Consider the following 20,528-nt stretch of genomic DNA (forward strand, 5'->3'; position numbering starts at 1 on the left):
CAAGGGCGGCACACAAGTTTTTTTGATTCACAACTTCTGTTCCTTTTTGAACAGAATAAAAATCAGGCGAAAATTGTTACGTTTTGGCTGAGTTGACCTTTGAGCGCTGAGCCAACATCCGCCGATTCCAGTGGTAGCTTCATCAGCAGGCTTCCGTCTACATCGTACAGTTCGACCTGGTCGTCAGCGAAACGCGCGCCACCCAGCGAGTCGTAGCTGCGGCGCAATACCGTTTGCGGCCGACCGTTTTCGTTTTTCTGCAGAATGCGAACCTCGCGGCGGATTGGGTCAAAATAGGCGTCTGGGCGCGCATCCATCACCTCGATGGTCAGCAGGCTGACGCCAACAATCAGGAACATCAGCGAAGCGACCAACTTGATAGGCCAAACCTCGGCCCCCATAACCGAACCCGGCATCAACCACATCGAAAAGGCCGACACGATCAGAAAGACACCAACGGCACGCAGAAGAAACATCCGAGCCCGCCAATTCGGCGCAAACGTAATCAGAACGGGTACGGATTTATCAAATACCGCAGCAGGCGTCGATTGTTCAAAAGTGTTTGTGTTCATGACGGCCATTGTCTTGCCCTGTCTATGTTTTCCAATCTACCGGGTTCTCCCGGCTTCATGAACAACCTCGGGGCGAAAAGCGTCAGGAATTGGGCGCACCAGTGGAAATAGGGCGACTTCACAAAGGCATATGTGGCAGGGCTTGCCCCGCCCGCTCAAACGTGTATACGGGGCCATCCTTCGCAGGAGTTATGAATCGCGCAGCCTCTCGTGGCAGGGTCGCGAAGGACCATATGGCCCCGCCTTTGAAATGCGCCTTGATATAAACAGGAGTGCACATGCCACTGTATGAGCATGTAATGATCGCGCGTCAGGATTTGTCCAACGCGCAGGCAGAAAGCCTTGTCGAACATTTCGGCACCGTTCTGGCTGACAACGGCGGCAACGTCGTCGAAAGCGAGTACTGGGGCGTCAAGACGATGGCTTACAAGATCAACAAGAACCGCAAAGGCCACTATGCCTTCCTGAAAACCGATGCCCCTTCGGGTGCGGTTCAGGAAATGGAACGCCTGATGCGCCTGCATGATGACGTGATGCGCGTTCTGACCATCAAGGTCGACGAGCATGCCGAGGGCCCCTCGGTCCAGATGCAGAAGCGCGATGAGCGCGAAGGCCGCCGCGAGCGCCGCTGATCAACGCCTGACGAAAGGACATAAACCATGGCCGCAAAACCATTTTTCCGCCGCCGCAAGGTCTGCCCGTTCTCGGGTGAGAACGCGCCGAAAATCGACTACAAAGACACTCGTCTGCTGCAGCGCTACATCTCTGAGCGTGGCAAGATCGTACCTTCGCGCATCACCGCCGTTTCGGCGAAAAAGCAGCGTGAACTGGCCCGTGCTATCAAGCGCGCCCGCTTCCTCGCCCTGCTGCCCTACGCCGTGAAGTAAGGAGAGACTGACATGCAAGTTATCCTTCTGGAACGCGTTGCGAAACTGGGTCAGATGGGCGACGTCGTTGACGTCAAGCCCGGCTACGCCCGCAACTTCCTGCTGCCCCAAGGCAAAGCGCTGAGCGCATCGAACGCCAACATCGCGTCGTTCGAAGCCCAGAAAGCCCAGCTTGAGGCACGCAACCTGGAAACCAAGAAAGAAGCTGAAGCGCTGGCTGAAAAGCTGGACGGTCAGCAGTTCATCGTGATTCGTTCGGCATCGGATGCCGGCGCTCTGTACGGTTCGGTCACCCCGCGTGACGCCGCAGACGCCGCAACCGAAGCTGGTTTCACCGTCGACAAGAAACAGATTGCCCTGATCGCTCCGATTAAGGAACTGGGTCTGCACTCGGTCGCAGTCAACCTGCACCCCGAGGTAGAAGTCGAGATCAAAATGAACGTCGCACGTTCGGAAGAAGAAGCCGAACTGCAGGCATCGGGCAAATCGATCCAGGAACTGGCTGCTGAAGAAGAAGCCGCCGCCGAATTCGAGATCGCCGAGCTGTTCGACGACATAGGCTCTGCCGCTTCGGAAGACGAAGATCTGGTTGCCGAAGAAGCTCCGGTCGAAGAAGACGAAGCAAAAGCCTGATCTGGCTGCATATCCAATTTCAAAGGGCCGCGCTTTTACGCGGCCCTTTTTCTTTTTGTTACATCGCAAGCAAAATTCAGCCCGATTGTTCGCCTGGCCTTGTAGACCGGCGAGGGTTTCATATCATCGCCATTCGCAATCAGGAGTATTTTGATGACCCCCCTCCTTCGTCGCCGCGTCTTAACCTTGTTGCTTATGGCACCGCTTGCAGCTTGTGGCAGTCCTGGCAGCTCGGGTTCCGGCGATACGTTCGATCCCCCCCTCTACCCCAATGAAACACCCGAGCTTCGCGCCTCGATCAATAAATGGGCTGACCACTACGAGCTCCCGCGGGAGCTGGTGCACAAGCTGGCCATCCGTGAAAGTACACATCGGCCGTGGGCGGTGAACCGGCCCTATTACGGGCTTCTGCAAATCCTCCCGGCCACTGCGCGATCAATGGGTTATATTGGGAATGCCGAAGGCCTGCTGGACGCCGATACCAATCTGGAGTTTGCCGGAAAATACCTGCGAGGTGCCTGGCTTTTGTCTGATGGAGATCAGCAACGTGCCATCTTTCTTTATGCCAAAGGATATTGGCCCGAAGCAAAGGCCAGGGGCATGCTCGTCGAGACGGGTCTGGTTTCTGCCACAGAATAGGCATGTTTAATTCGCATTTCGATTGTAATGCACATACATAACCATCGAAATGCCACGGCGAATCCCATGACCTACTGCACAACTCTGACGTTAAATCTTTTAAAGGTGCGTAATTGTGTGCCCGAAAGGCACATTTACCTATAAAAGGCAGACATTTCCCACATCTTCTTGTCTTGACAAGCGAAATGTGGTGTCCTGCTTGACGTCAGGGAAGACAGTATCATTTTCCTGGCCAAGGGGATCCGCCCGCTCACTCGGGTCTAACTGGTCGTTACCGTATGGATATTGTTGATCTCAGCACTCTTCCCGAACAGGATACTCGGTATGACGAGTTCCTGCGTCAGGTCTGTGACAAATATGAAATGGACCACGCAGCCTATGCGGGTATGAATCCTGCTGCAGGTACGATTCACGGCCATGTGACCTATGGGGACGACTGGAAAACCCACTATCAAGAGCAAGGCCTGCACCTGATCGATCCGACGCTGCACATGAGCCAGCGCAGTATCGCTCCGGTCGACTGGAGCCGTCTGGAACGCGGTAAAGATTTCCAGCGCGTTTTTCGCGATGCACATGATTTTGGCATTCCAGATCAAGGCATTACGATTCCGGTTCGCGGGCCGTACGGAGATATCGGCTTGCTTAGCGCAGTGCGCGAGTGCAGCCGGGATGAGTGGAAGAAACTGGTGCCCAACGTGATAAGTGACCTGCAATCATTGGCCGTACACATCCATGACAATGTCATGACATCGGATACGATCAGCCGGATGCTGTACCACCCGACCCTCTCCAGCCGAGAATTGGAGATTTTGCAATGGGCCGCAGCGGGTAAATCGCAACAAGATATCGGCGATATACTGTCGATTTCGCACCGCACGGTTGAGGTGCACTTGCGCTCTTCTCGCGAAAAGCTTAATGCACTGACGACTCCGCAGGCTGTCGGTCGGGCCATCGGAATCGGCTTAATCTACCCAGGATAAAGCCAAATTTTGCCGAAATTGGGCTAAAAAAAGCCAATATTACGGGAAACCCCCAATAGATTCGCTGTGGAAACCGGGTAACGTCTTATCCACAGACAGATCACTCGAAGGGGGTTAACATGATTTTGGTAGTTGATGGGCTGAACAGACATCTGTTCACCGAAGTTCTTGACGATATGTTCGAACTGCGCGCTCGGGTTTTTGGCGGGCGACTTGGATGGGACGTCCACATCGAAGACGGCAAAGAAATCGATCAGTTCGATCATCTGGATCCTGCATACGTAATTGGTCTCGACGATGAGGGGAACGTCGTAGCCGCAGTACGTGCACTCCAGACAACCGGCCCGCACATGCTTTCAGATGTGTTCTCGGATATCTTATGCGGCGAAGCGCCAATGCGCAGCGCGACCATGTGGGAATCCACCCGCTTCTGCGTCGACACGCAGCGACTGACCCGAGGGAAAGAGAAGAACTCGGTTTCTTACGCGACCTGTGAGCTGATGATCGGATCTCTGGAATACTGCCGCAGCGCGGGTATCCAGGACATCATCACCGTGATTGACCCGGTTATGAACCGCGTTCTCAAACGCTCGAACTGTGCGCCTTACGACTATGTGGGCGAAACCGTTCCGATGGGCAAGGTACCGGCCATGGCGGCGTTGCTGGATTGCACAGAAGAGAGGATTTCGGGTCTTCGCGAATTCGCAGACATTCACCACGATGTCTTTATCGAAGAAGAAAAGGCGTTGGAGTTCTTCGAGGCCAAAAAGGCCGCCAAACTCAGCCCGGCAAATCGCGACCACAAGCCGCTCACCGATCTTGAGAAGTACTTTGTCGAACAGATGAGTGCGGCCAAGACGGAAGAAGAAAGGCAGGCAGTGCTGAAACTGATCGAAGCGCTGTCCGACACATTCACCCCAGAGCAGAAGACCGCTCTGTTACAGACCCCCCGTGCTTTTGCTCATGAGGCCTGACCCCCTCACCTCATAGTACAAAGCCACCCATGCGGAGCCGTCTAATTCGAGACGGCTCCGCTTTTTTTTGACCCCTAATGGGGGAAGGAAGAGGATTATTCCTCTTCCAGTGCCTCAACGGCTTTTTGCAGATCGTCCTTGCTGACTTCTTTGTCCGCAACCTGAGCCAGTTCGAAGACGTAGTCGACAACCTTGTCTTCAAAGATAGGCGCACGCAGCTGCTGCTGCATTTGGGCGTTCTGCTGCACAAATTCAAAGAACTGGCGCTCCTGGCCCGGGTACTGACGCGCCTGGTTCATGATCGCCTGTGTCATTTCCGAGTCGGTCACTTCAACCTCGGCCTTCTGGCCCAGTTCGGCAAGCAGCAGGCCCAGACGCACGCGGCGTTCGGCAAGCTTGTTATGCTCGTCGGTTGGTTCGATCGGATCGTGATCGTGACCTTCAACGTCAGGATTTTCCTCGTGCCACAGCTGATGCGCGATCTGCTTGGCTTCGGCTTCTACCAGTGACGGCGGCAGGTCGAACGAGACTTTCTCGTCCAGCACGTCCAACAAAGCGCGCTTCATAACTGCACGGGACGCACCAGCATATTCGGCTTCCAGACGCTCGGCGATCTGTGCCTTCAACCCAGCCAGATCTTCGGCACCAAACTTCTTGGCCAACTCGTCGTCGACCTCAGCTGCGACCGGCTCTTTCACCTCTTTGATGGTGCAGGTGAAAACGGCGTCTTTGCCGGCCAGATGCTCAGCACCGTATTCTTCGGGGAAGGTGACGTTGACGTCTTTTTCTTCCTCGGCCTTCACACCAACCAACTGCTCTTCAAAGCCGGGGATGAAGCTGTTCGAGCCCAGAACCAGCGGGTAGTCTTCAGCCGAACCGCCTTCGAACTCTTCGCCGTCAACCTTACCAACAAAGTCGAACACGATCTGGTCACCGTCTTTGGCTTTCGAACCTTTGCGACGCGCTTTGAAGTTCTGCGCGGTTTCAGCCAGGTTGTTCAGCGCTTCTTCCACGGCTGCGTCGTCCGCTTTGACAACCAGCTTCTCCAGTTCGACCGATTTCAGGTCAACTTCCGGAATCTCGGGCAGCGCTTCGTAGGACATCGCAACTTCTACGTCGTCGCCTTCTTTCCAGTCCTCGTTGGTCATCTTGACCTCGGGCTGCAATGCAGGACGTTCGCCGCTGTCCTCAAAGTGCTTGTTCATCGCACCGTCGATGGTTTCTTGCATCGCTTCGCCAAGCAGGCGCTGGCCGAACTGCTTTTTCAGCAGAGCCATCGGCACCTTGCCTTTGCGGAAACCCTTCATTTCAACCTCGGGCTGCGCTTCGGTCAGTTTCTCGTTGACCTTGTCGTCCAGCTCGGCTGCGGTCACAACGATGTTGTAGCCGCGCTTCAGACCTTCGTTCAGCGTCTCGGTAACCTGCATTTTGGTAGTCCCCATAGGATTCGGGGCGCGCAAAACGGGCGCGCCGGGCAAATTTGACGCCTTCTATTTGCACAGCCGCCTGCGCGCAAGAGGCAAAGGCCCTTTCAGGCTGGTTTTACCCCTATTACAGACGAAAAAACGCCCCGGCACAGGCCGGGGCGTTCGATCATCGAAAGCTGAGAAATCAGAACCTCCAGCGGGCTCCCAGCACCCACGCCTCATTGTTGTCGAACGAAGCGCCATCTTCGAAATCGTGATTGCGGTATTTCAGATATGCATCTGTATTGATGCTGTCGATACGCTGAACAAGAGCGATGCCCCAAGCATCAGTGCTGGAGCCGTCATTTACGAAGTCCGAACCCGAGTAATAGTCGATCCCGATACCGGTTTTACCCCAGGATACCCACTGATCCTCATAGGCAATCTTGCCGTAGAAGTAGTTCGGGTCAGACGCACCATCCGCGTCATTGTCCCGCGTACCGGCGGCTACGGTGAAGCTCAGGCCGTTTTGCAGCATAACCGAGGCCGACCCGATCGTATCCTTGCGGTCCCCCGATCCATCGTCAGCCGAACGCACCGAGTATGCAACCGCCGCTGCAAATTCAACCCCGCCGCCGAAGGTGTTGTTATAGCGAAGGCCGATATCGTAATAGTCATCGTCATCGCTGCTGGACAGAATGTTCTGACCATAGGCGATGCCGGCCTTAAAACCGCTGAACTCCGGCGTGTCATACCGAACGCGGCCACGGCGCGCACCGTCAAAGTTGCTGCTGGAATCGCCAACGGTGATGTCGCTCAGCAAACCGTCAGTACCGCGATAGAAGAACCCGCCATTCTCATCGTTGGTAAAGGAATACAGCGCGGTTCCAACGTAAGACAGATCCACTTCGGCAGCGCCATCGGCCACCATGCTGCCCTGACCGGCCGAGAATTTACCCCAGTCACCGGCAAGTGCGAAATCCGCGTGACGGATATCTTCACGCGTCCAGCCGCTGAAATCTGTGCCCAGCTGGTTCCACTCGCTCGAGCTTGGCAGACCAAGCCCGGTTTCAAAACGGAAGGTGAAATCGTTGTTGCCGAAGGGCTGCAACAGTTCCAAACCGACGCGGCTGTTTGACAGGTCATTGTCCAGAACGCGCGTTTCGGTCTCTTCACCGTCGTCAACCGAGATTAAGGCCGGGTGCAACTGACCATAAAGCAGGACATAACCGCCCGTGTTGTTTTCGTATTTCAGTTCGGCGGCGGCGGGGATTGCCGTTGTTGCGACAAGCGCCGCTGCTATCGAAGTCAGCTTAAAATTCACTGTCATGTCATTCACCATAGATGGGTCAGTTTTTTTGATATTGCCGATATGCGCACCTGGATTAACGGTTCCAATGATTGCTAAAGCTTATTAGCCCGGCATTGCATTTCTGCCACAGGCGGAAGCGGGGACCTTCAGGGAAAGCGTTTTATAATCAATATTTTGACCTAGTTCGAAAGCAGCACCCAGCTAACCTGCAAGACAATTCTTGCGCTGCGTGTTGCAGCTTGCAAACACCCGTTATGCGCACAGGTAAATCATAAGGCGAAACATTGCCGCTTTGACCCGCGATCGGCCAATATTTGCCTATGACCCATTGATTTCAAGCCGTGCGAATACCGCTGGCACTTGTTCCGGCAGATCTTCAGCAATCAACCCCGGCCCAAATTGCCTGGCGCATTCCACATGTAACCAAGCTGCGGTCTTGGCTGCAGCCATCGGGTTGAAGCTCCGCGCCAATAGCCCCGTTATGAACCCGGCAAGCACATCGCCTGACCCTGCTGTCGCCAGCCAGGGCGCCGCCCGGTCAAACAGCGCCGCATCGATCGCACATTGCCCATCCGGTGCAGCAATCACCGTGTCAGGGCCCTTGTATAGTACCACACAGCCAGCCTGCTTGGCCGCCTCACGCACGGCATCCACTTTGGAATAAGCCGGCCCTCTGCCCGGCTTGACCGAGAGCTTTTCGGTGATCTCCGGGAACAATCGCGCAAACTCGCCCCCGTGCGGTGTCAGAACACATCTGTCATGGAGCATGTCCAACAGCACCTCTGGCGCATCAGCAAAAGCCGTCAAAGAATCCGCGTCCAGTACTGCGGGACGCCCCGAGGCCAGCGCCGCAGGAACCAGCTCCTGCGCACGTGCCAGCCCCAAACCAGGACCGAGGCATAGTGCATTCAACCGCGCATCCATCAGGACTTCCAACAGATCATCGCCGCTCTGGACCCGCTGCAGCATCAGCGCAGTGATGTGACTGGCAACCTCCATCTGAGCCGAGGGTGGAACACCCAGCGTCACCAATCCGGCCCCGATGCGTAATGCACCACGTGCCGCCAGCCTTGCTGCGCCGGTTGCCCCCGCACCTCCGCTAATAATCAAGGCATGCCCATGCGCATATTTGTGTAAGGCAGTTGCCTTCGAAAAATCAGCATCCGGGGCGGTCACCAGTTTGACCGCGCCCTGAACTCCCTCCTCCAAACCAATGTCCTTGACGACCAATCGGCCACTTCTGACCGGCCCCAGCCCCAGATAATGCCCCAGCTTTGCAGTATGAAACGATACCGTGAGCCTGGCCTGAACCGTCGCGGTCCCCGGGGCCAGCTCACGCCCACTATCGGAACACAGGCCAGACGGCATATCAACGGATACTGTCTTTTCGGCGATGGCTGGATCCAAGGCAGTCATTTCTGCCCATTTTAGAACATCACCCTCAAGCGGTCGCTGTAAGCCCGTCCCGAATAACGCATCGACATAAAGGTCAGCCCCTTGATGCGCGGCAAACACTTCGGAAAATGGGTGAACCTCCCCCAATTCGCCCCACCTGTCATGATTCACACGCGCATCTGGTGGCAGCTTCGCCGGATCACCAAGAAGAAATGCCGCCACCTCCCAGCCGCGCTCCCGCAGCAAGCGTGCAACAACAAATCCATCCCCCCCGTTATTTCCTGGCCCGCAAAGAATTACCGCACGCAGCGGATCCTCTTCATCTGGCCCCAAATACCTCGGGGGTGCGGGGGCTGGCCCCCGCTGCAGCTCTGGCCATTCTTCAAATACGGCTTGAAGAACACCGCGCCCCGCCCGCTCCATCAGCTCCAGTCCGCTCACGTCACCGGACTCAATCGCGGACTTTTCGATCGTCCGCATCTGTGCCGCTGTCAGCAACTCTGCCATATTGCGCCCTCACGCGATTCAATTCTGATTACATTTTGTGCACATCGATCAAAATTTAACCCGTTGCACGATTTCGCAGCACCACAAGGCGACCATATTCGCAGTTCCATTGCCGCCTGACCTTAGACGTGATCATTGCCATCGAGACAACCATACAAGGTGAGCCGGAATGAAAAAGATCGAAGCGATCATCAAGCCGTTCAAACTGGACGAAGTGAAAGAGGCGCTGCAGGACGTGGGAGTCCAGGGCCTCAGCGTGGTCGAGGTGAAAGGCTTTGGTCGCCAGAAAGGTCACACCGAACTTTATCGCGGCGCAGAATATGTTGTCGACTTTCTACCCAAGGTAAAGGTCGAGGTCGTCCTGGATGATGATCAGGTTGACGCTGCGATCGAAGCCATCGTTGGCGCCGCAAAGACCGACAAGATCGGGGACGGAAAAATCTTTGTCTCACCTATCGAACAAGCCATTCGTATCCGCACCGGCGAAACCGGTTCGGAAGCCCTGTAACACAGCAATCTTCAAATCAGAGGAACAAATAGTATGAGCAAGGACGCAGTTCTTCAGCTGATCCGTGATGAAGACGCCGAATACGTCGACATCCGCTTTACCGACCCGCGCGGCAAACTTCAGCACGTCACCATCATGTCCGACCAGGTCGATGAGGACTTCTTGGAAGAGGGTTTTATGTTCGACGGTTCGTCCATCGCGGGCTGGAAGTCGATTGAAGCTTCCGACATGAAACTGATGCCCGACACCGACAGCGCCTATGTCGATCCTTTCTATGCGGAAAAGACCATCTGCCTGCACTGCTCGGTTGTGGAGCCTGACACTGGTGAAGCTTATGAACGTGACCCGCGAGGCACCGCTCAGAAAGCCGAAGCGTACCTGAAGGCTTCCGGTATTGGTGATGTGGCCTATATGGGTCCTGAGGCCGAATTTTTCCTCTTTGATGATGTTCGTTTCTCGAACAGTATCAACAAGGTATCCTACGAAGTTGATGCGACTGATGCATCGTGGAACACCGACACCGAATACGAGATGGGCAACATGGGCCATCGTCCGGGCGTCAAAGGTGGTTACTTCCCCGTAAACCCCGTTGACGAAGCGCAGGACCTGCGCTCGGAAATGCTGTCGACAATGAAGCGTCTGGGCATGAAGGTCGACAAGCACCACCACGAGGTTGCATCGTGTCAGCACGAACTGGGCCTGATCTTCGACAGCCTGACCAAGCAGGCCGATGAGCTGCAGAAATACAAGTACGTGATCCACAACGTTGCACATGCCTATGGCAAATCGGCGACCTTCATGCCGAAGCCAATCGCAGGTGACAACGGCACCGGCATGCACGTGAACATGTCGATCTGGAAAGACGGCAAGCCGCTGTTCGCGGGCGACAAATACGCCGACCTGTCTGATGAGGCGCTGTACTTCATCGGCGGCATCCTGAAGCACGCCAAAACGCTGAACGCCTTCACCAACCCGGCGACCAACAGCTACAAGCGTCTGATCCCAGGTTTCGAAGCCCCCGTCTTGCGCGCCTATTCGGCCCGCAACCGTTCAGGCTGCGTGCGTATTCCGTGGACCGAAAGCCCGAAAGCCAAGCGCGTCGAGGCCCGCTTCCCCGATCCGGCCGCAAACCCCTATCTGGCGTTCGCCGCGCTGCTGATGGCCGGTCTGGACGGCATCAAGAACAAGATCGATCCGGGCGAAGCCATGGACAAGAACCTGTACGATCTTCCTGCCGAAGAACTGGCCGACATCCCGACCGTCTGCGGCAGCCTGCGCGAAGCTCTGGAAGCGCTGGCATCTGATCACGACTTCCTGCTGCAAGGCGACGTGTTCACCAAAGACCAGATCGACGGCTACATCGCGCTGAAGATGGAAGAGGTAGAAACCTACGAGCACACACCTCACCCGGTTGAGTACGGCATGTACTACAGCTGCTGATAAAGAATTTTCGACGAAAATTCTCAGGGGGCGCCCATCGGGCGCCCCTTTTTCTGTATCTCCGCGAGATTTGACGGATCGATGATGATCTTTCAAAATTTGAGCTCAACATCAGGCGGAGAGAGCACATGCCCGCAAGCGACAAACCCTTTTCTGAGTATTCAGGACTTGTAACCTCGGAGAAAGATCTGGAACGCATTTGCGGGCAACCCTTGCCGCAGATCATTGCAAAGGAATTGCCTGCACTTGATGAGATGTGTCGAGACTTCATCGGCATGTCCTCGTTCTGCCTGATCGCTTCGGCCAATCCCGATGGGCATCTCGATATTTCGCCTCGCGGCGATCCTGCGGGGTTTGTGCAGGTGCTCTCGAACTCGATGATTGCGATCCCGGACCGGCCTGGGAACAAGCGCGTGGATACGTTTCATAATGTGCTGAAAGATCAGCGCGTCAGCGTGATATTCTTTGTCCCCGGAAAATTGGAAACTCTGCGCCTGCGGGGATCCGCGAGAATTAGCGCAGATCCCGAACTTCTTTCAAACATGGCCGTTGGTGGACGCGTGCCCAAGCTGGCCCTGTTGATCCATGTCGAAACCGTCTTTGCGCACTGTCCCAAATGCATCATTCGATCAAACCTGTGGCACCCCGATGAATGGCCGGACTCATCCAGTCTGCCAAATATGAACGCGATGATGGTCAAACATGCCAAGATCGACAAAACCCCGGATGAATGGTTCGAATCCCTGAAAGGCACAGACGAGCTTGATCTCTATTAAAGCACTTTGCGGTAGGTCGAACTCGGCTTAGGCTGAGCGTAGTTTTTTCAGCACTCGGATTTCCTCTATGCCTCGTCTTCGCCTTTACGCTGCACTCGCGTTCCTTCTGCCCTCGGTGGCACTGTCCGCCCCTTGTGGGAATACCAGCAGCGGGTTTGAGGCCTGGAAAGCCGACTTTGCCAAAACCGCCAAACGAGCGGGTGTGAAAAAGAAGGGTCTGCAAGCGCTCGCACAAACGCAATATGCAACACGTACGATTGCCGCGGATCGCAATCAGAAGAGCTTTAAATACTCATTAGACAAATTCATGCAGGTGCGCGGGGCAAACACCATCGTTGCGCAAGGGCGCAAGCGCAAAGCTCGCAATCCGCAGTTTTACGCCGCGCTCGAGCGTCAATATGGCGTACCGGCGGGTGTGCTAATTGCCATTCACGGCATGGAAACCGGCTTTGGAGGTTTCATGGGCGATAGTCAGGTTGTTTCCGCAATCACGACATTAGCCTATGATTGTCGCCGGTCCGAATTCTTCATCCCGCACGCTATCGGCGCCTTAAAACTGGTTGACCAAGGTACCCTTACGATGGCGACAAAAGGGGCAAAACATGGCGAGCTGGGGCATACGCAGTTTCTGCCCGGCAACGCCCTGACCTATGGTGTGGACGCCACCGGTGACGGTCGGGTCGATTTTTATAACATGACCGACGCGCTCGCCTCGACCGCGAATTTTCTACGTAAGAAAGGGTGGAAGCCCGGTCGCGGCTATCAACCCGGAGAGCCGAATTTTGCGGTCATACAGCAATGGAATGCGGCCTCGGTCTACCAGCAATCCATTGCAATCATGGCGGCGCGAATCGACAACTAGGGCAGTCATAGGCTTGACGTCAGAGCACCTGAATTCGGCCACATTGTTGCCACATAGATTTAAGGAAACCCCGATTTTCTTGGTTTCCAAAGCGTAATCAATCTTGGAATATTTCGACTTTTTTCCATTTTGGTCAAAATTTGCGCCATTTCGCCTGTTAATTTGTTGTGAAGATTATGACAGCAAAGGAACATGCTGTGACTGCAAAGCATAGTTACCACGGTGGCCTCCAGTTTGACGGGTCGGCAGATGGCGCGCTTGAGCGTCTGTGCGAGGTCGTCTCAACGACGCTGGGTGACTATGGCCATCTGGTCGAGCGCAAGACGCTTCTTAGCGCATCGGAGGCCAGTATCGTCAGCAGCCAATATCTCGTGCGTCTGACATTGGACTCGGAACCAACCCAAGTAGATCACAATCACCATGAGCGGATGGATCGAACCGCTGGTCTCAAAACTATGCCGCGTGCTGCGGTTACGCTGCCGGGAAACCGGCTGACGATCTCGATTTGTCCGGTGTCAAAACTGCTCGATGACAGTGAAATATCCGAGTTGATGCTTGTCGTGATCCTGTACCGAATGGTCGACATCTGTACGACCCGTCGTGTCGAATGGTTGTCGCCCAAAACGGTTCTGACCATCGAACAATTCATGAGTGCCTTTGATTCAATTGCGCCGCGCAACGCCCGGAACCGAAAGCAGATATTCGAAGCAGTCAGCGGCCCATTTGCGGGGCTTGATCTGCCCGATCCTGATGCGGAAAATACACAGACCAAACACGCCAAGCCGCGTCCGATCAAGCTAAGTGACGACCAACTGCTCAGTATCGCCTTCCGGACCGAGGCTGATGCTCCCCTGCCCGCCGGCAACATTCACCAGTCCGAGGACGAAACGGAACGCCCAAGCGATATTCTGCGACTGACCAGCTGGGGCATGACTGGTGCTGTGGCAAGCATATCGACACCGATTGCCATATCCCTGGCAGCAGTCAATCTGATCCGGGGTGAGGATTTCCGCCTCAACACTCAGGTTCTGGCTTTTACCACAGCGATTTTTGGCCTGAACGCTACGAATGCTTTTGCCGAGGTCGCCAGCGCGATTGGCATGTAATCAAATTACCCAAGACCCTCCTTGGAGGCCCCGCCGTCAGGCGGGGTTTTCCATTTTAAGGACCTGATCAGCGGCCATTACATAAGTGTGGATCGCGAACACCACTGCGTTTGTCTCAGGTAAACGCAAGAGAGTCTGACGTTCACTACGCAGATATCGGGCCGAATTTTCATCCCGCGGTGTGCGTCGCTGCATGAGACTACGCGGTTGGAACAATTCGGCATCATTGTACCAAAGCGCATTGAACCGCCAGAGTGGCCGGTTGGGCTGAATGCCGTCAAACAATCGTTGAACTCTGCGGGCAATATTGGCGTCGTAGGCATCAACCGGTTCATGGATCCCAATCAACGGGCGCATGAACTTTTCCGACAGCATCCAGCTTGCGGGAAAGCACAGGATCGCGCCAGTCAAAACATGCTCGTCATCGTGTTTCTGCAGAATGCAGAAATCCTCTTGCACCAAATGGCATAGCGTTTCCAACGGGCGTTCCCGGTCAACCTCAACCCGTACACCGTCGGGCCGCACAACGTGATCGGAGACATTCGGATAAACTTGCTGAATGACCAGTTCCAGCAACTCCTGCGCAGGTGCCAACGCCTCGGGGCTTTGCGCCAAGACATCCTGTTTTTGCTGCGCCAACAGCGCCGCGCGTCGTTGCATCTGGGCAGAAAATGCATCGTCGCGATGCAACCAAGCCCTGGGGTCCGCGGGCTTAATGCCAGGCAGCGGGTTTTGGGCGAGTGGATCATAGGGAATGGCTTGCTGTAATATCACGGTCATAGTCGAGGCATAACACCCTGCTCTGGCGCTGTCGGTCAAAAAGCGACCAGAAGACGGTCGCAAACCTAGAAGACGCAGCGCATCTGGATTTGCAGGTTGGGCAGGCAAGCAGAAAGGTCCAACCGTGAACACACCATATCGTGACACCCGTAAGATTGACCCGACCCGGGGCGCCACCCTCGGGGACGGGACACCGAACGACAATGACAGGATCGAGATCGGACCGACACAGCTTGCCTTCGACGAATGGGCCGCTGCCGGGCTTAGCCTGCCCAAACTAGAACAGATGCGTAAATACCGCTGGAAACGCCTCACTCAGGCCATCGTGCAACGCGATTGGGGCGGGATCCTGCTGTTTGACCCCCTGAATATCCGCTACGCGACTGACAGCACCAACATGCAGCTCTGGAATACCCATAACCCGTTCCGGGCCGTTTTGGTTTGCGCTGACGGGTATATGGTGATCTGGGACTACAAGAACTCTCCGTTCTTGTCGAAATTCAACCCGCTGGTGCGCGAGCAGCGCTCGGGTGCCGATCTGTTCTATTTCGACCGGGGCGACAAGATTGACGTTGCCGCAGATGTGTTCTCAAACGAGGTGCGCGCCCTGATCGAAGAACACGGCGGCGGCAACATGCGGCTGGGTGTCGACAAGATCATGCTGCACGGCCTGCGCGCGCTTGAGGCTCAGGGGTTCGAGGTGATGGAGGGCGAAGAGCTTACCGAGAAAACCCGTGCCATCAAAGGCCCAGACGAGATCCTCGCCATGCGCTGCGCCAGCCACGCCTGCGAGACCGCTGTGGCCGAAATGGAGCGCTTCGCACGTATCAATGTCGGAGACGGGAAGACATCCGAGGATGACATTTGGGCAGTGCTACATGCTGAAAACATCCGGCGCGGTGGTGAATGGATCGAGACCCGCCTGCTTGCCTCGGGCCAGCGCACCAATCCCTGGTTTCAGGAATGCGGCCCGCGCATCACGCGGCAAAATGAAATCATCGCGTTTGATACCGACCTGATTGGTTCTTACGGCATTTGCGTCGACATCTCACGAACCTGGTGGATCGGCGATCAAAAGCCACGTGCGGATATGATTTATGCCATGCAGCACGCGCATGAGCACATCATGACCAACATGGAAATGCTGAAACCAGGCGTCATGATCCCGGAACTAACCGCGAATGCCCATCGGCTGGATGACAAGTTTCAGGCACAGAAATACGGCTGCCTGATGCATGGAGTTGGATTGTGCGATGAATGGCCCTTGGTGGCCTATCCCGACAAGGCGGTCGAGGGATCTTATGATTATCCACTTGAACCCGGAATGGTGTTGTGCGTCGAAGCGGCAGTTGGCGAGGTTGGCGGCGATTTCTCGATCAAGCTGGAAGATCAGGTTCTGATCACTGAAGACGGCTATGAAAACCTAACGAAGTATCCGTTCGACGCACAGTTGATGGGGTCTGGCTAAGCGCTATGGCCTAGTTCGACCAGTGGGACCGTCTGACATTACCGTGCCAATCCTCAGGCGCGGTGAGAGTTGGCGTGTCCTCAGACGTATTGGTCAGCGGCCAGCTTTGTCCCAGTGCAAAACCAATTGCACCAGTCACGAGAATTGCCAACAGAACTCCGGCGTGGAGTGTCGGGCTTAGCGGTGCAGATGTTGTATGTGCCATTTTGACCTCTGCTTTGGATAAGAAGGATGATTGCAAGTTGGGGTCCAAGTAAAAATAAGTAAAATGAATGTTTATCCGAATTATCATCACATTTTTTGATATTCAAGAACCAACCCCAACAATGCATTGATGCGACGCGCCAAGGGCTATGTGGTCGCTCCCCCTCACCTTCCCGTTACGCCACTGACACAAGGGTTGAGAGAACCGCACACAGCACACAGTATTGTCGAAACCCGGACCACCAAGGATTCATCATGCCCACCGAACGCATTACTTTCGCCGGTCACGACGGCAGCCAATTGGCCGCGCGCCTTGATCTGCCGGACGGGCCGGTACTGGCAACGGCTTTGTTTGCGCATTGCTTTACCTGCTCTAAGGACATACCTGCCGCACGGCGCATTTCGGCGCGTTTGGCGGCGATGGGCATCGCCGTGCTCAGGTTTGATTTTACAGGCCTTGGCCACTCGGATGGAGAGTTTGCGAATACGACATTCACCTCAAATGTCGAAGATCTGATCGCTGCAGCGCACTACCTGTCCGGCCGCAACATGGCCCCCGCCCTGCTCATTGGCCATTCACTTGGTGGCGCTGCGGTACTGCGCGCACGCGCTGGCATCCCGTCGGTCAAGGCGGTCGTCACATTGGGTGCGCCTGCTGACCCGGGCCATGTATCACACCATTTCGAGGCCGCCCTGCCCGAGATTCAGGCGCAAGGCAGCGCAGAGGTTTCGCTTGGCGGTCGCCCGTTCCGCATTGGCAAAGCTTTTGTCGATGACATTTCAGAGGCCGCGCTTAGCCCTGCCGTTTCAGATTTGAAAGCAGCGCTTCTGATCCTGCACGCACCGCGCGATGACACGGTCAGCATTGACAACGCCAGCACCATCTTTCTGGCTGCGAAGCATCCAAAAAGTTTTGTCACGCTGGACGATGCCGACCATCTGATCACGCGCGCCGCTGATGCGGATTACGCGGCGGATGTCATTGCGGCTTGGGTGTCGAGATACGTCAAACTGTGCCCGCCCGCCCCACCACCCGGTGCCCCGGAAGGTGTTGTTCGCGTGACCGAGGCAGACCCGGCAGGGTTCCTGCAAGACATCCAGTCCGGCCCGCGCCACCATGCGGTCGCTGACGAGCCCGCCTCGTACGGAGGAACGGACCGAGGCATGTCCCCTTATGGATTTGTGTCCTCGGGATTGGGCGCCTGTACCTCGATGACCATTCGCATGTATGCGCGGCGCAAGAAATGGCCTCTGACGGGTATCACCGTCGATGTCTGCCACGACAAGGTACACGCGCAGGACGCCGGACTGGCCAGCGATGGCAAGGTCGATCAGTTCCGCCGCAAGATACGGCTACAAGGGCCGCTGGATGCCGCGCAACGTGCTAAGCTATTGGAGATCGCAGATAAATGTCCCGTACACCGAACCCTTGAAGGCTCGGCCCATATCACGACTGAGCTGCTGGACTGAAAACCACCTTTGTCAGCTTATGATAATGATTGAAGGGGGCTTTTGCCCCCTTTTTCTAACGGCGCCTCGGTGAGGGTCGGTGAATTGGTGGCCGTGCCGTCGGAGGACGCGCCACCGGGGGATGCGGACGCGACGGCGGTTTGGCGATCGGTGGCTTTGGCCGCGGTGGAGGGGTCGGACGAACCGGTCGATCGGGGCGGTCGGGCCGGTCTGGGCGGTTTATGTCAACATCTACATTCACGTTACGGTCGTGGTAGTAATCATTCCACAGCATCGAGTCGTAGAACGGGTCATACCCAACGCCATACCCTACCCCGACGGACACGCCATCGCAGGCGGACAATGTAAACGTTGCAGTACCCAACCCCAGCGCCAGAACAGACCGTTTTAACAGTTTGCGAGTCATCCGAGCCTCCTTACTGCAAAGACCGGAACGACGCGAAAACGGCGTTCAAGGCATCAACATAAGACGGGTCGGCCCCGTCACGCAGGATCGCAACCCCTATCGCAACACGGTCACGCGGCAGGTCAATCACGGTGGCGGTAAAGTTTACGCCTCGCCCATCCCGATTGCCGGTGCCTCGAATAACGTGGGCTGGCCGCCCACCAATCCTTGTATTGCTGGTGCTGGTCACGGTCGGGTCTTTGACGAGGAATTTGTCGATATCCTCAAGATAGCTCAGCCCGCCCTGAATGCTGGAAACCCGTGATGGTGAGACGAAGCCCATCCAGACATTATCGTCGGTCACCGGTCTGATCCCCATGACGCGCGAAACCGCACGGGCATCGCCCAGATTGGTATCCTCGATTTCACGCGGGCCACCGGTACGCAATGTCCAGAAGTCGGGAACCTCAAAGCGGAACAGGGCGCGTCCTTCATCGGTGTAAGTCACCGGCGTGTCGGCTTGCACAGGCGTTACAGCCAACCAAGTCACGGCACTTGCAGCAAGCACCAAGCTTAACAAAATACGCATATCTCAATAACCTGATCAGTTTTCTGATGTCAGGTTGCCCATGCAGTTTGACTTTGTCCAGCATCCTGTTCTGCAGACAATAAAAAACCCGCGTCCGGAAAGCTCCGAACGCGGGTGTATCTTGCGCAAGAGCGCGCTATCAGGTGCGTGCGTCGCCCAGCAGCTTCCACAGGCCAGGGATCAGCAGAGCGGCCAGCGCCAGCTTGATCGCGTCACCCAGCAGGAACGGTGTCAGACCCCATTCCAGGATCGGCTTGTCCCAGCCATACAGCTGACCCAGCCACAGCAGGCCCGGCACGTAGATCAGCACGTTGGCCAGTACCAGCGCCAGCGCCAGCTTGCCGACCGAACGATCCCAGCCGCGCGCGGCCAGTGCGCCCAGCAGAATGGTCGCCATCAGGTAACCGACCAGATAGCCGCCGGTGCCACCCATCATGTAGGTCAGGCCGTATTTTTCGGCCGAGGAACCTGCAAACACGTCAAAGCCCAGAGCACCAACCAGCAGGTAACCCAGCATCGTGATCAGGCCAAGGCGCGCGCCATAAGCGGTGCCGATGGTCAGAACGGCGAATGTGCCCATGGTGATCGGAACCGGCCACATCGGCACTTTGATTTTGGCAGCAACAGCCAGAGCAACGATACCCAGGGCAACCAGAGCCACCTGCTTGACGCGCAGCGCCGTCCCCTCACGCGGGCCAAAAGCATTGGCCAGTACGTTTGCGTTCATCTCATTTCTCCACATTCGGACTTATTTGCACATGCAGCAATGCCCGTTCCGGGCCGTTGCTGCAAGATGATTACGCTATCGCAGCGCGTATTTGGTCTCCATTTCATAGGATTTTCGCGGTCCTGATACAGTCCAGCGGACTGTCCAGCGCGGCCATCCCGAGAAATCATAGTCTGCATCATAGCTGTCCGGCGGGCAATCGTGATGATCCTTGACGCGGGTTTGGCCAAGTTTAAGTGCGTGAAAAAACCGATCATCATCAAAGTGAATGGCGATCCGATCACCGGCGTCGCGCCAAAGGTATCGACGCGTTCCCGTCATTGCAGGCTGCCCCGGAACACGCAGCGTGACCGTCTCATCATAGACCAACCCTTGGGTATCTTGCCGTAGCTCTGCCTTACCCTCGGCCTGAATGATCTGGCCTGCACGCTCGTCCCGGATGAGGCGGCTCAGGTCCCAAACCCCCTGGAAATCATAAATATTTCTGGGCAGGCTCACTTCAAATAGATTCCGTCAGTTGTATTACCTGAATCATCCACAAACCGGATGGTTTCACCGCTTTGCTCAACATCATAACAAGCCCAGAAATCCGAAGGCGGCCAGACCGAGCAATAGCGATCATCACGAACGGCCCATCGTCCCGAACTTGGGCGGCCTGAAAAGTACTGCGTTTGCATATTGCTATCGAAGGTCTGGGTGATCCCCTCGCCATAGTCGAGCTTCTTGCCAGCAAGCGCCATCAGAATCTCATCACCCGTCAGTTGCTGAAACTCGTCGGCGGCCACAAATCCGGGCCAAAGCAATAAAATCAGGGCAAACCGTCTCATCCCAGCACTCGCGCCTTGTTCCTTGGTCAATGCGCGGCTAAACCCCGCGCCAACGCCTCATCCCAATCATAAAAAGGTGCT

General features: G+C 55.9%; 24 protein-coding genes. 13 read left to right on the forward strand and 11 right to left on the reverse strand.

Annotated features, from left to right (window positions below; genetic code table 11):
• Positions 1–62 precede the first annotated feature (62 nt).
• Positions 63–581, reverse strand: coding sequence for a hypothetical protein (locus ACR0EN_RS04475; RefSeq protein WP_170422242.1), 519 nt, complete (start codon positions 579–581; stop codon positions 63–65).
• A 269-nt stretch (positions 582–850) separates the two neighbouring features.
• On the opposite strand from ACR0EN_RS04475, the gene rpsF reads away from it, so the two are divergent.
• The 6 genes from rpsF to ACR0EN_RS04505 all read left to right on the forward strand — a co-directional run bounded on the left by rpsF (position 851) and on the right by ACR0EN_RS04505 (position 4,685).
• A complete protein-coding gene (rpsF, locus tag ACR0EN_RS04480; protein ID WP_068332653.1) occupies positions 851–1,204 on the forward strand; it encodes a 30S ribosomal protein S6 in 354 nt (117 codons plus the stop codon).
• Positions 1,205–1,231: 27 nt separating this feature from the next.
• Positions 1,232–1,459, forward strand: a complete 228-nt coding sequence (gene rpsR, locus ACR0EN_RS04485) for a 30S ribosomal protein S18 (RefSeq protein WP_005608650.1) — start codon at positions 1,232–1,234, stop codon at positions 1,457–1,459.
• Positions 1,460–1,471: 12 nt separating this feature from the next.
• Entirely contained in the window at positions 1,472–2,092 is a 621-nt protein-coding gene (gene rplI / locus ACR0EN_RS04490; protein ID WP_170396450.1) for a 50S ribosomal protein L9, read from the forward strand.
• A gap of 153 nt (positions 2,093–2,245) precedes the next feature.
• A complete protein-coding gene (locus ACR0EN_RS04495; protein WP_480585385.1) occupies positions 2,246–2,731 on the forward strand; it encodes a transglycosylase SLT domain-containing protein in 486 nt (161 codons plus the stop codon).
• 278 nt (positions 2,732–3,009) lie between these two features.
• Positions 3,010–3,711 carry an autoinducer binding domain-containing protein gene (locus tag ACR0EN_RS04500; RefSeq protein WP_170396446.1) on the forward strand — a complete coding sequence of 234 codons (702 nt, stop codon included), beginning with the start codon at positions 3,010–3,012 and terminating at the stop codon, positions 3,709–3,711.
• 119 nt (positions 3,712–3,830) lie between these two features.
• Positions 3,831–4,685 carry an acyl-homoserine-lactone synthase gene (locus tag ACR0EN_RS04505; protein ID WP_170396444.1) on the forward strand — a complete coding sequence of 285 codons (855 nt, stop codon included), beginning with the start codon at positions 3,831–3,833 and terminating at the stop codon, positions 4,683–4,685.
• Between the two features lie 95 nt (positions 4,686–4,780).
• On the opposite strand, the gene tig is transcribed toward ACR0EN_RS04505, so the two are convergent.
• The 3 genes from tig to ACR0EN_RS04520 all read right to left on the reverse strand — a co-directional run bounded on the left by tig (position 4,781) and on the right by ACR0EN_RS04520 (position 9,305).
• Positions 4,781–6,112, reverse strand: coding sequence for a trigger factor (gene tig, locus ACR0EN_RS04510; protein WP_170396960.1), 1,332 nt, complete (start codon positions 6,110–6,112; stop codon positions 4,781–4,783).
• 184 nt (positions 6,113–6,296) lie between these two features.
• Positions 6,297–7,421, reverse strand: a complete 1,125-nt coding sequence (locus ACR0EN_RS04515; RefSeq protein WP_170663697.1) for a porin — start codon at positions 7,419–7,421, stop codon at positions 6,297–6,299.
• Between the two features lie 300 nt (positions 7,422–7,721).
• Positions 7,722–9,305: an NAD(P)H-hydrate dehydratase gene (locus ACR0EN_RS04520; RefSeq protein WP_480585388.1), complete on the reverse strand. Its 1,584-nt coding sequence runs from the start codon at positions 9,303–9,305 to the stop codon at positions 7,722–7,724.
• A gap of 169 nt (positions 9,306–9,474) precedes the next feature.
• On the opposite strand from ACR0EN_RS04520, the gene ACR0EN_RS04525 reads away from it, so the two are divergent.
• The 5 genes from ACR0EN_RS04525 to ACR0EN_RS04545 all read left to right on the forward strand — a co-directional run bounded on the left by ACR0EN_RS04525 (position 9,475) and on the right by ACR0EN_RS04545 (position 13,997).
• On the forward strand, positions 9,475–9,813 hold the full coding sequence (locus ACR0EN_RS04525; RefSeq protein WP_170422248.1) for a P-II family nitrogen regulator: 339 nt from the start codon (positions 9,475–9,477) through the stop codon (positions 9,811–9,813).
• Positions 9,814–9,846: 33 nt separating this feature from the next.
• Positions 9,847–11,253: a type I glutamate--ammonia ligase gene (glnA, locus tag ACR0EN_RS04530; RefSeq protein WP_170396436.1), complete on the forward strand. Its 1,407-nt coding sequence runs from the start codon at positions 9,847–9,849 to the stop codon at positions 11,251–11,253.
• Positions 11,254–11,381: 128 nt separating this feature from the next.
• Positions 11,382–12,029 carry an MSMEG_1061 family FMN-dependent PPOX-type flavoprotein gene (locus tag ACR0EN_RS04535; protein ID WP_480585391.1) on the forward strand — a complete coding sequence of 216 codons (648 nt, stop codon included), beginning with the start codon at positions 11,382–11,384 and terminating at the stop codon, positions 12,027–12,029.
• 67 nt (positions 12,030–12,096) lie between these two features.
• Positions 12,097–12,891 carry a lytic murein transglycosylase gene (locus tag ACR0EN_RS04540; protein WP_170396432.1) on the forward strand — a complete coding sequence of 265 codons (795 nt, stop codon included), beginning with the start codon at positions 12,097–12,099 and terminating at the stop codon, positions 12,889–12,891.
• Positions 12,892–13,088: 197 nt separating this feature from the next.
• Positions 13,089–13,997 (forward strand): hypothetical protein, encoded by a 909-nt coding sequence (locus tag ACR0EN_RS04545; protein ID WP_480438669.1) that lies wholly within the window; start codon positions 13,089–13,091, stop codon positions 13,995–13,997.
• 36 nt (positions 13,998–14,033) lie between these two features.
• On the opposite strand, the gene ACR0EN_RS04550 is transcribed toward ACR0EN_RS04545, so the two are convergent.
• Positions 14,034–14,777 carry a heme-dependent oxidative N-demethylase family protein gene (locus ACR0EN_RS04550; RefSeq protein ID WP_170396428.1) on the reverse strand — a complete coding sequence of 248 codons (744 nt, stop codon included), beginning with the start codon at positions 14,775–14,777 and terminating at the stop codon, positions 14,034–14,036.
• A gap of 124 nt (positions 14,778–14,901) precedes the next feature.
• Here ACR0EN_RS04550 and dddP point away from each other — a divergent pair, with 124 nt between their 5' ends.
• Positions 14,902–16,245, forward strand: a complete 1,344-nt coding sequence (dddP, locus tag ACR0EN_RS04555) for a dimethylsulfonioproprionate lyase DddP (RefSeq protein WP_170396426.1) — start codon at positions 14,902–14,904, stop codon at positions 16,243–16,245.
• Between the two features lie 10 nt (positions 16,246–16,255).
• On the opposite strand, the gene ACR0EN_RS04560 is transcribed toward dddP, so the two are convergent.
• A complete protein-coding gene (locus ACR0EN_RS04560) occupies positions 16,256–16,450 on the reverse strand; it encodes a hypothetical protein (RefSeq protein WP_170396424.1) in 195 nt (64 codons plus the stop codon).
• Between the two features lie 254 nt (positions 16,451–16,704).
• Between ACR0EN_RS04560 and ACR0EN_RS04565 the strand changes: the two genes are divergently transcribed.
• Positions 16,705–17,919, forward strand: coding sequence for a bifunctional alpha/beta hydrolase/OsmC family protein (locus ACR0EN_RS04565; protein ID WP_170422256.1), 1,215 nt, complete (start codon positions 16,705–16,707; stop codon positions 17,917–17,919).
• A 55-nt stretch (positions 17,920–17,974) separates the two neighbouring features.
• Here the strand turns inward: ACR0EN_RS04565 and ACR0EN_RS04570 are convergent, their stop codons facing one another.
• The 5 genes from ACR0EN_RS04570 to ACR0EN_RS04590 all read right to left on the reverse strand — a co-directional run bounded on the left by ACR0EN_RS04570 (position 17,975) and on the right by ACR0EN_RS04590 (position 20,447).
• Complete coding sequence (locus ACR0EN_RS04570) at positions 17,975–18,325, reverse strand: hypothetical protein (protein WP_170511970.1); 351 nt, start codon at positions 18,323–18,325, stop codon at positions 17,975–17,977.
• Positions 18,326–18,335: 10 nt separating this feature from the next.
• Positions 18,336–18,893 carry a hypothetical protein gene (locus tag ACR0EN_RS04575; RefSeq protein ID WP_170511968.1) on the reverse strand — a complete coding sequence of 186 codons (558 nt, stop codon included), beginning with the start codon at positions 18,891–18,893 and terminating at the stop codon, positions 18,336–18,338.
• A 139-nt stretch (positions 18,894–19,032) separates the two neighbouring features.
• Positions 19,033–19,620 (reverse strand): biotin transporter BioY, encoded by a 588-nt coding sequence (locus ACR0EN_RS04580; RefSeq protein WP_170396416.1) that lies wholly within the window; start codon positions 19,618–19,620, stop codon positions 19,033–19,035.
• Positions 19,621–19,695: 75 nt separating this feature from the next.
• Positions 19,696–20,118 (reverse strand): DUF6314 family protein, encoded by a 423-nt coding sequence (locus tag ACR0EN_RS04585; RefSeq protein ID WP_170422260.1) that lies wholly within the window; start codon positions 20,116–20,118, stop codon positions 19,696–19,698.
• Entirely contained in the window at positions 20,115–20,447 is a 333-nt protein-coding gene (locus ACR0EN_RS04590; protein ID WP_170396412.1) for a hypothetical protein, read from the reverse strand. Before ACR0EN_RS04590 ends, ACR0EN_RS04585 begins: the two co-directional genes overlap by 4 nt.
• Positions 20,448–20,528 lie beyond the last annotated feature (81 nt).

The sequence above is a fragment of the Ruegeria sp. AB7 genome, assembly GCF_056542625.1.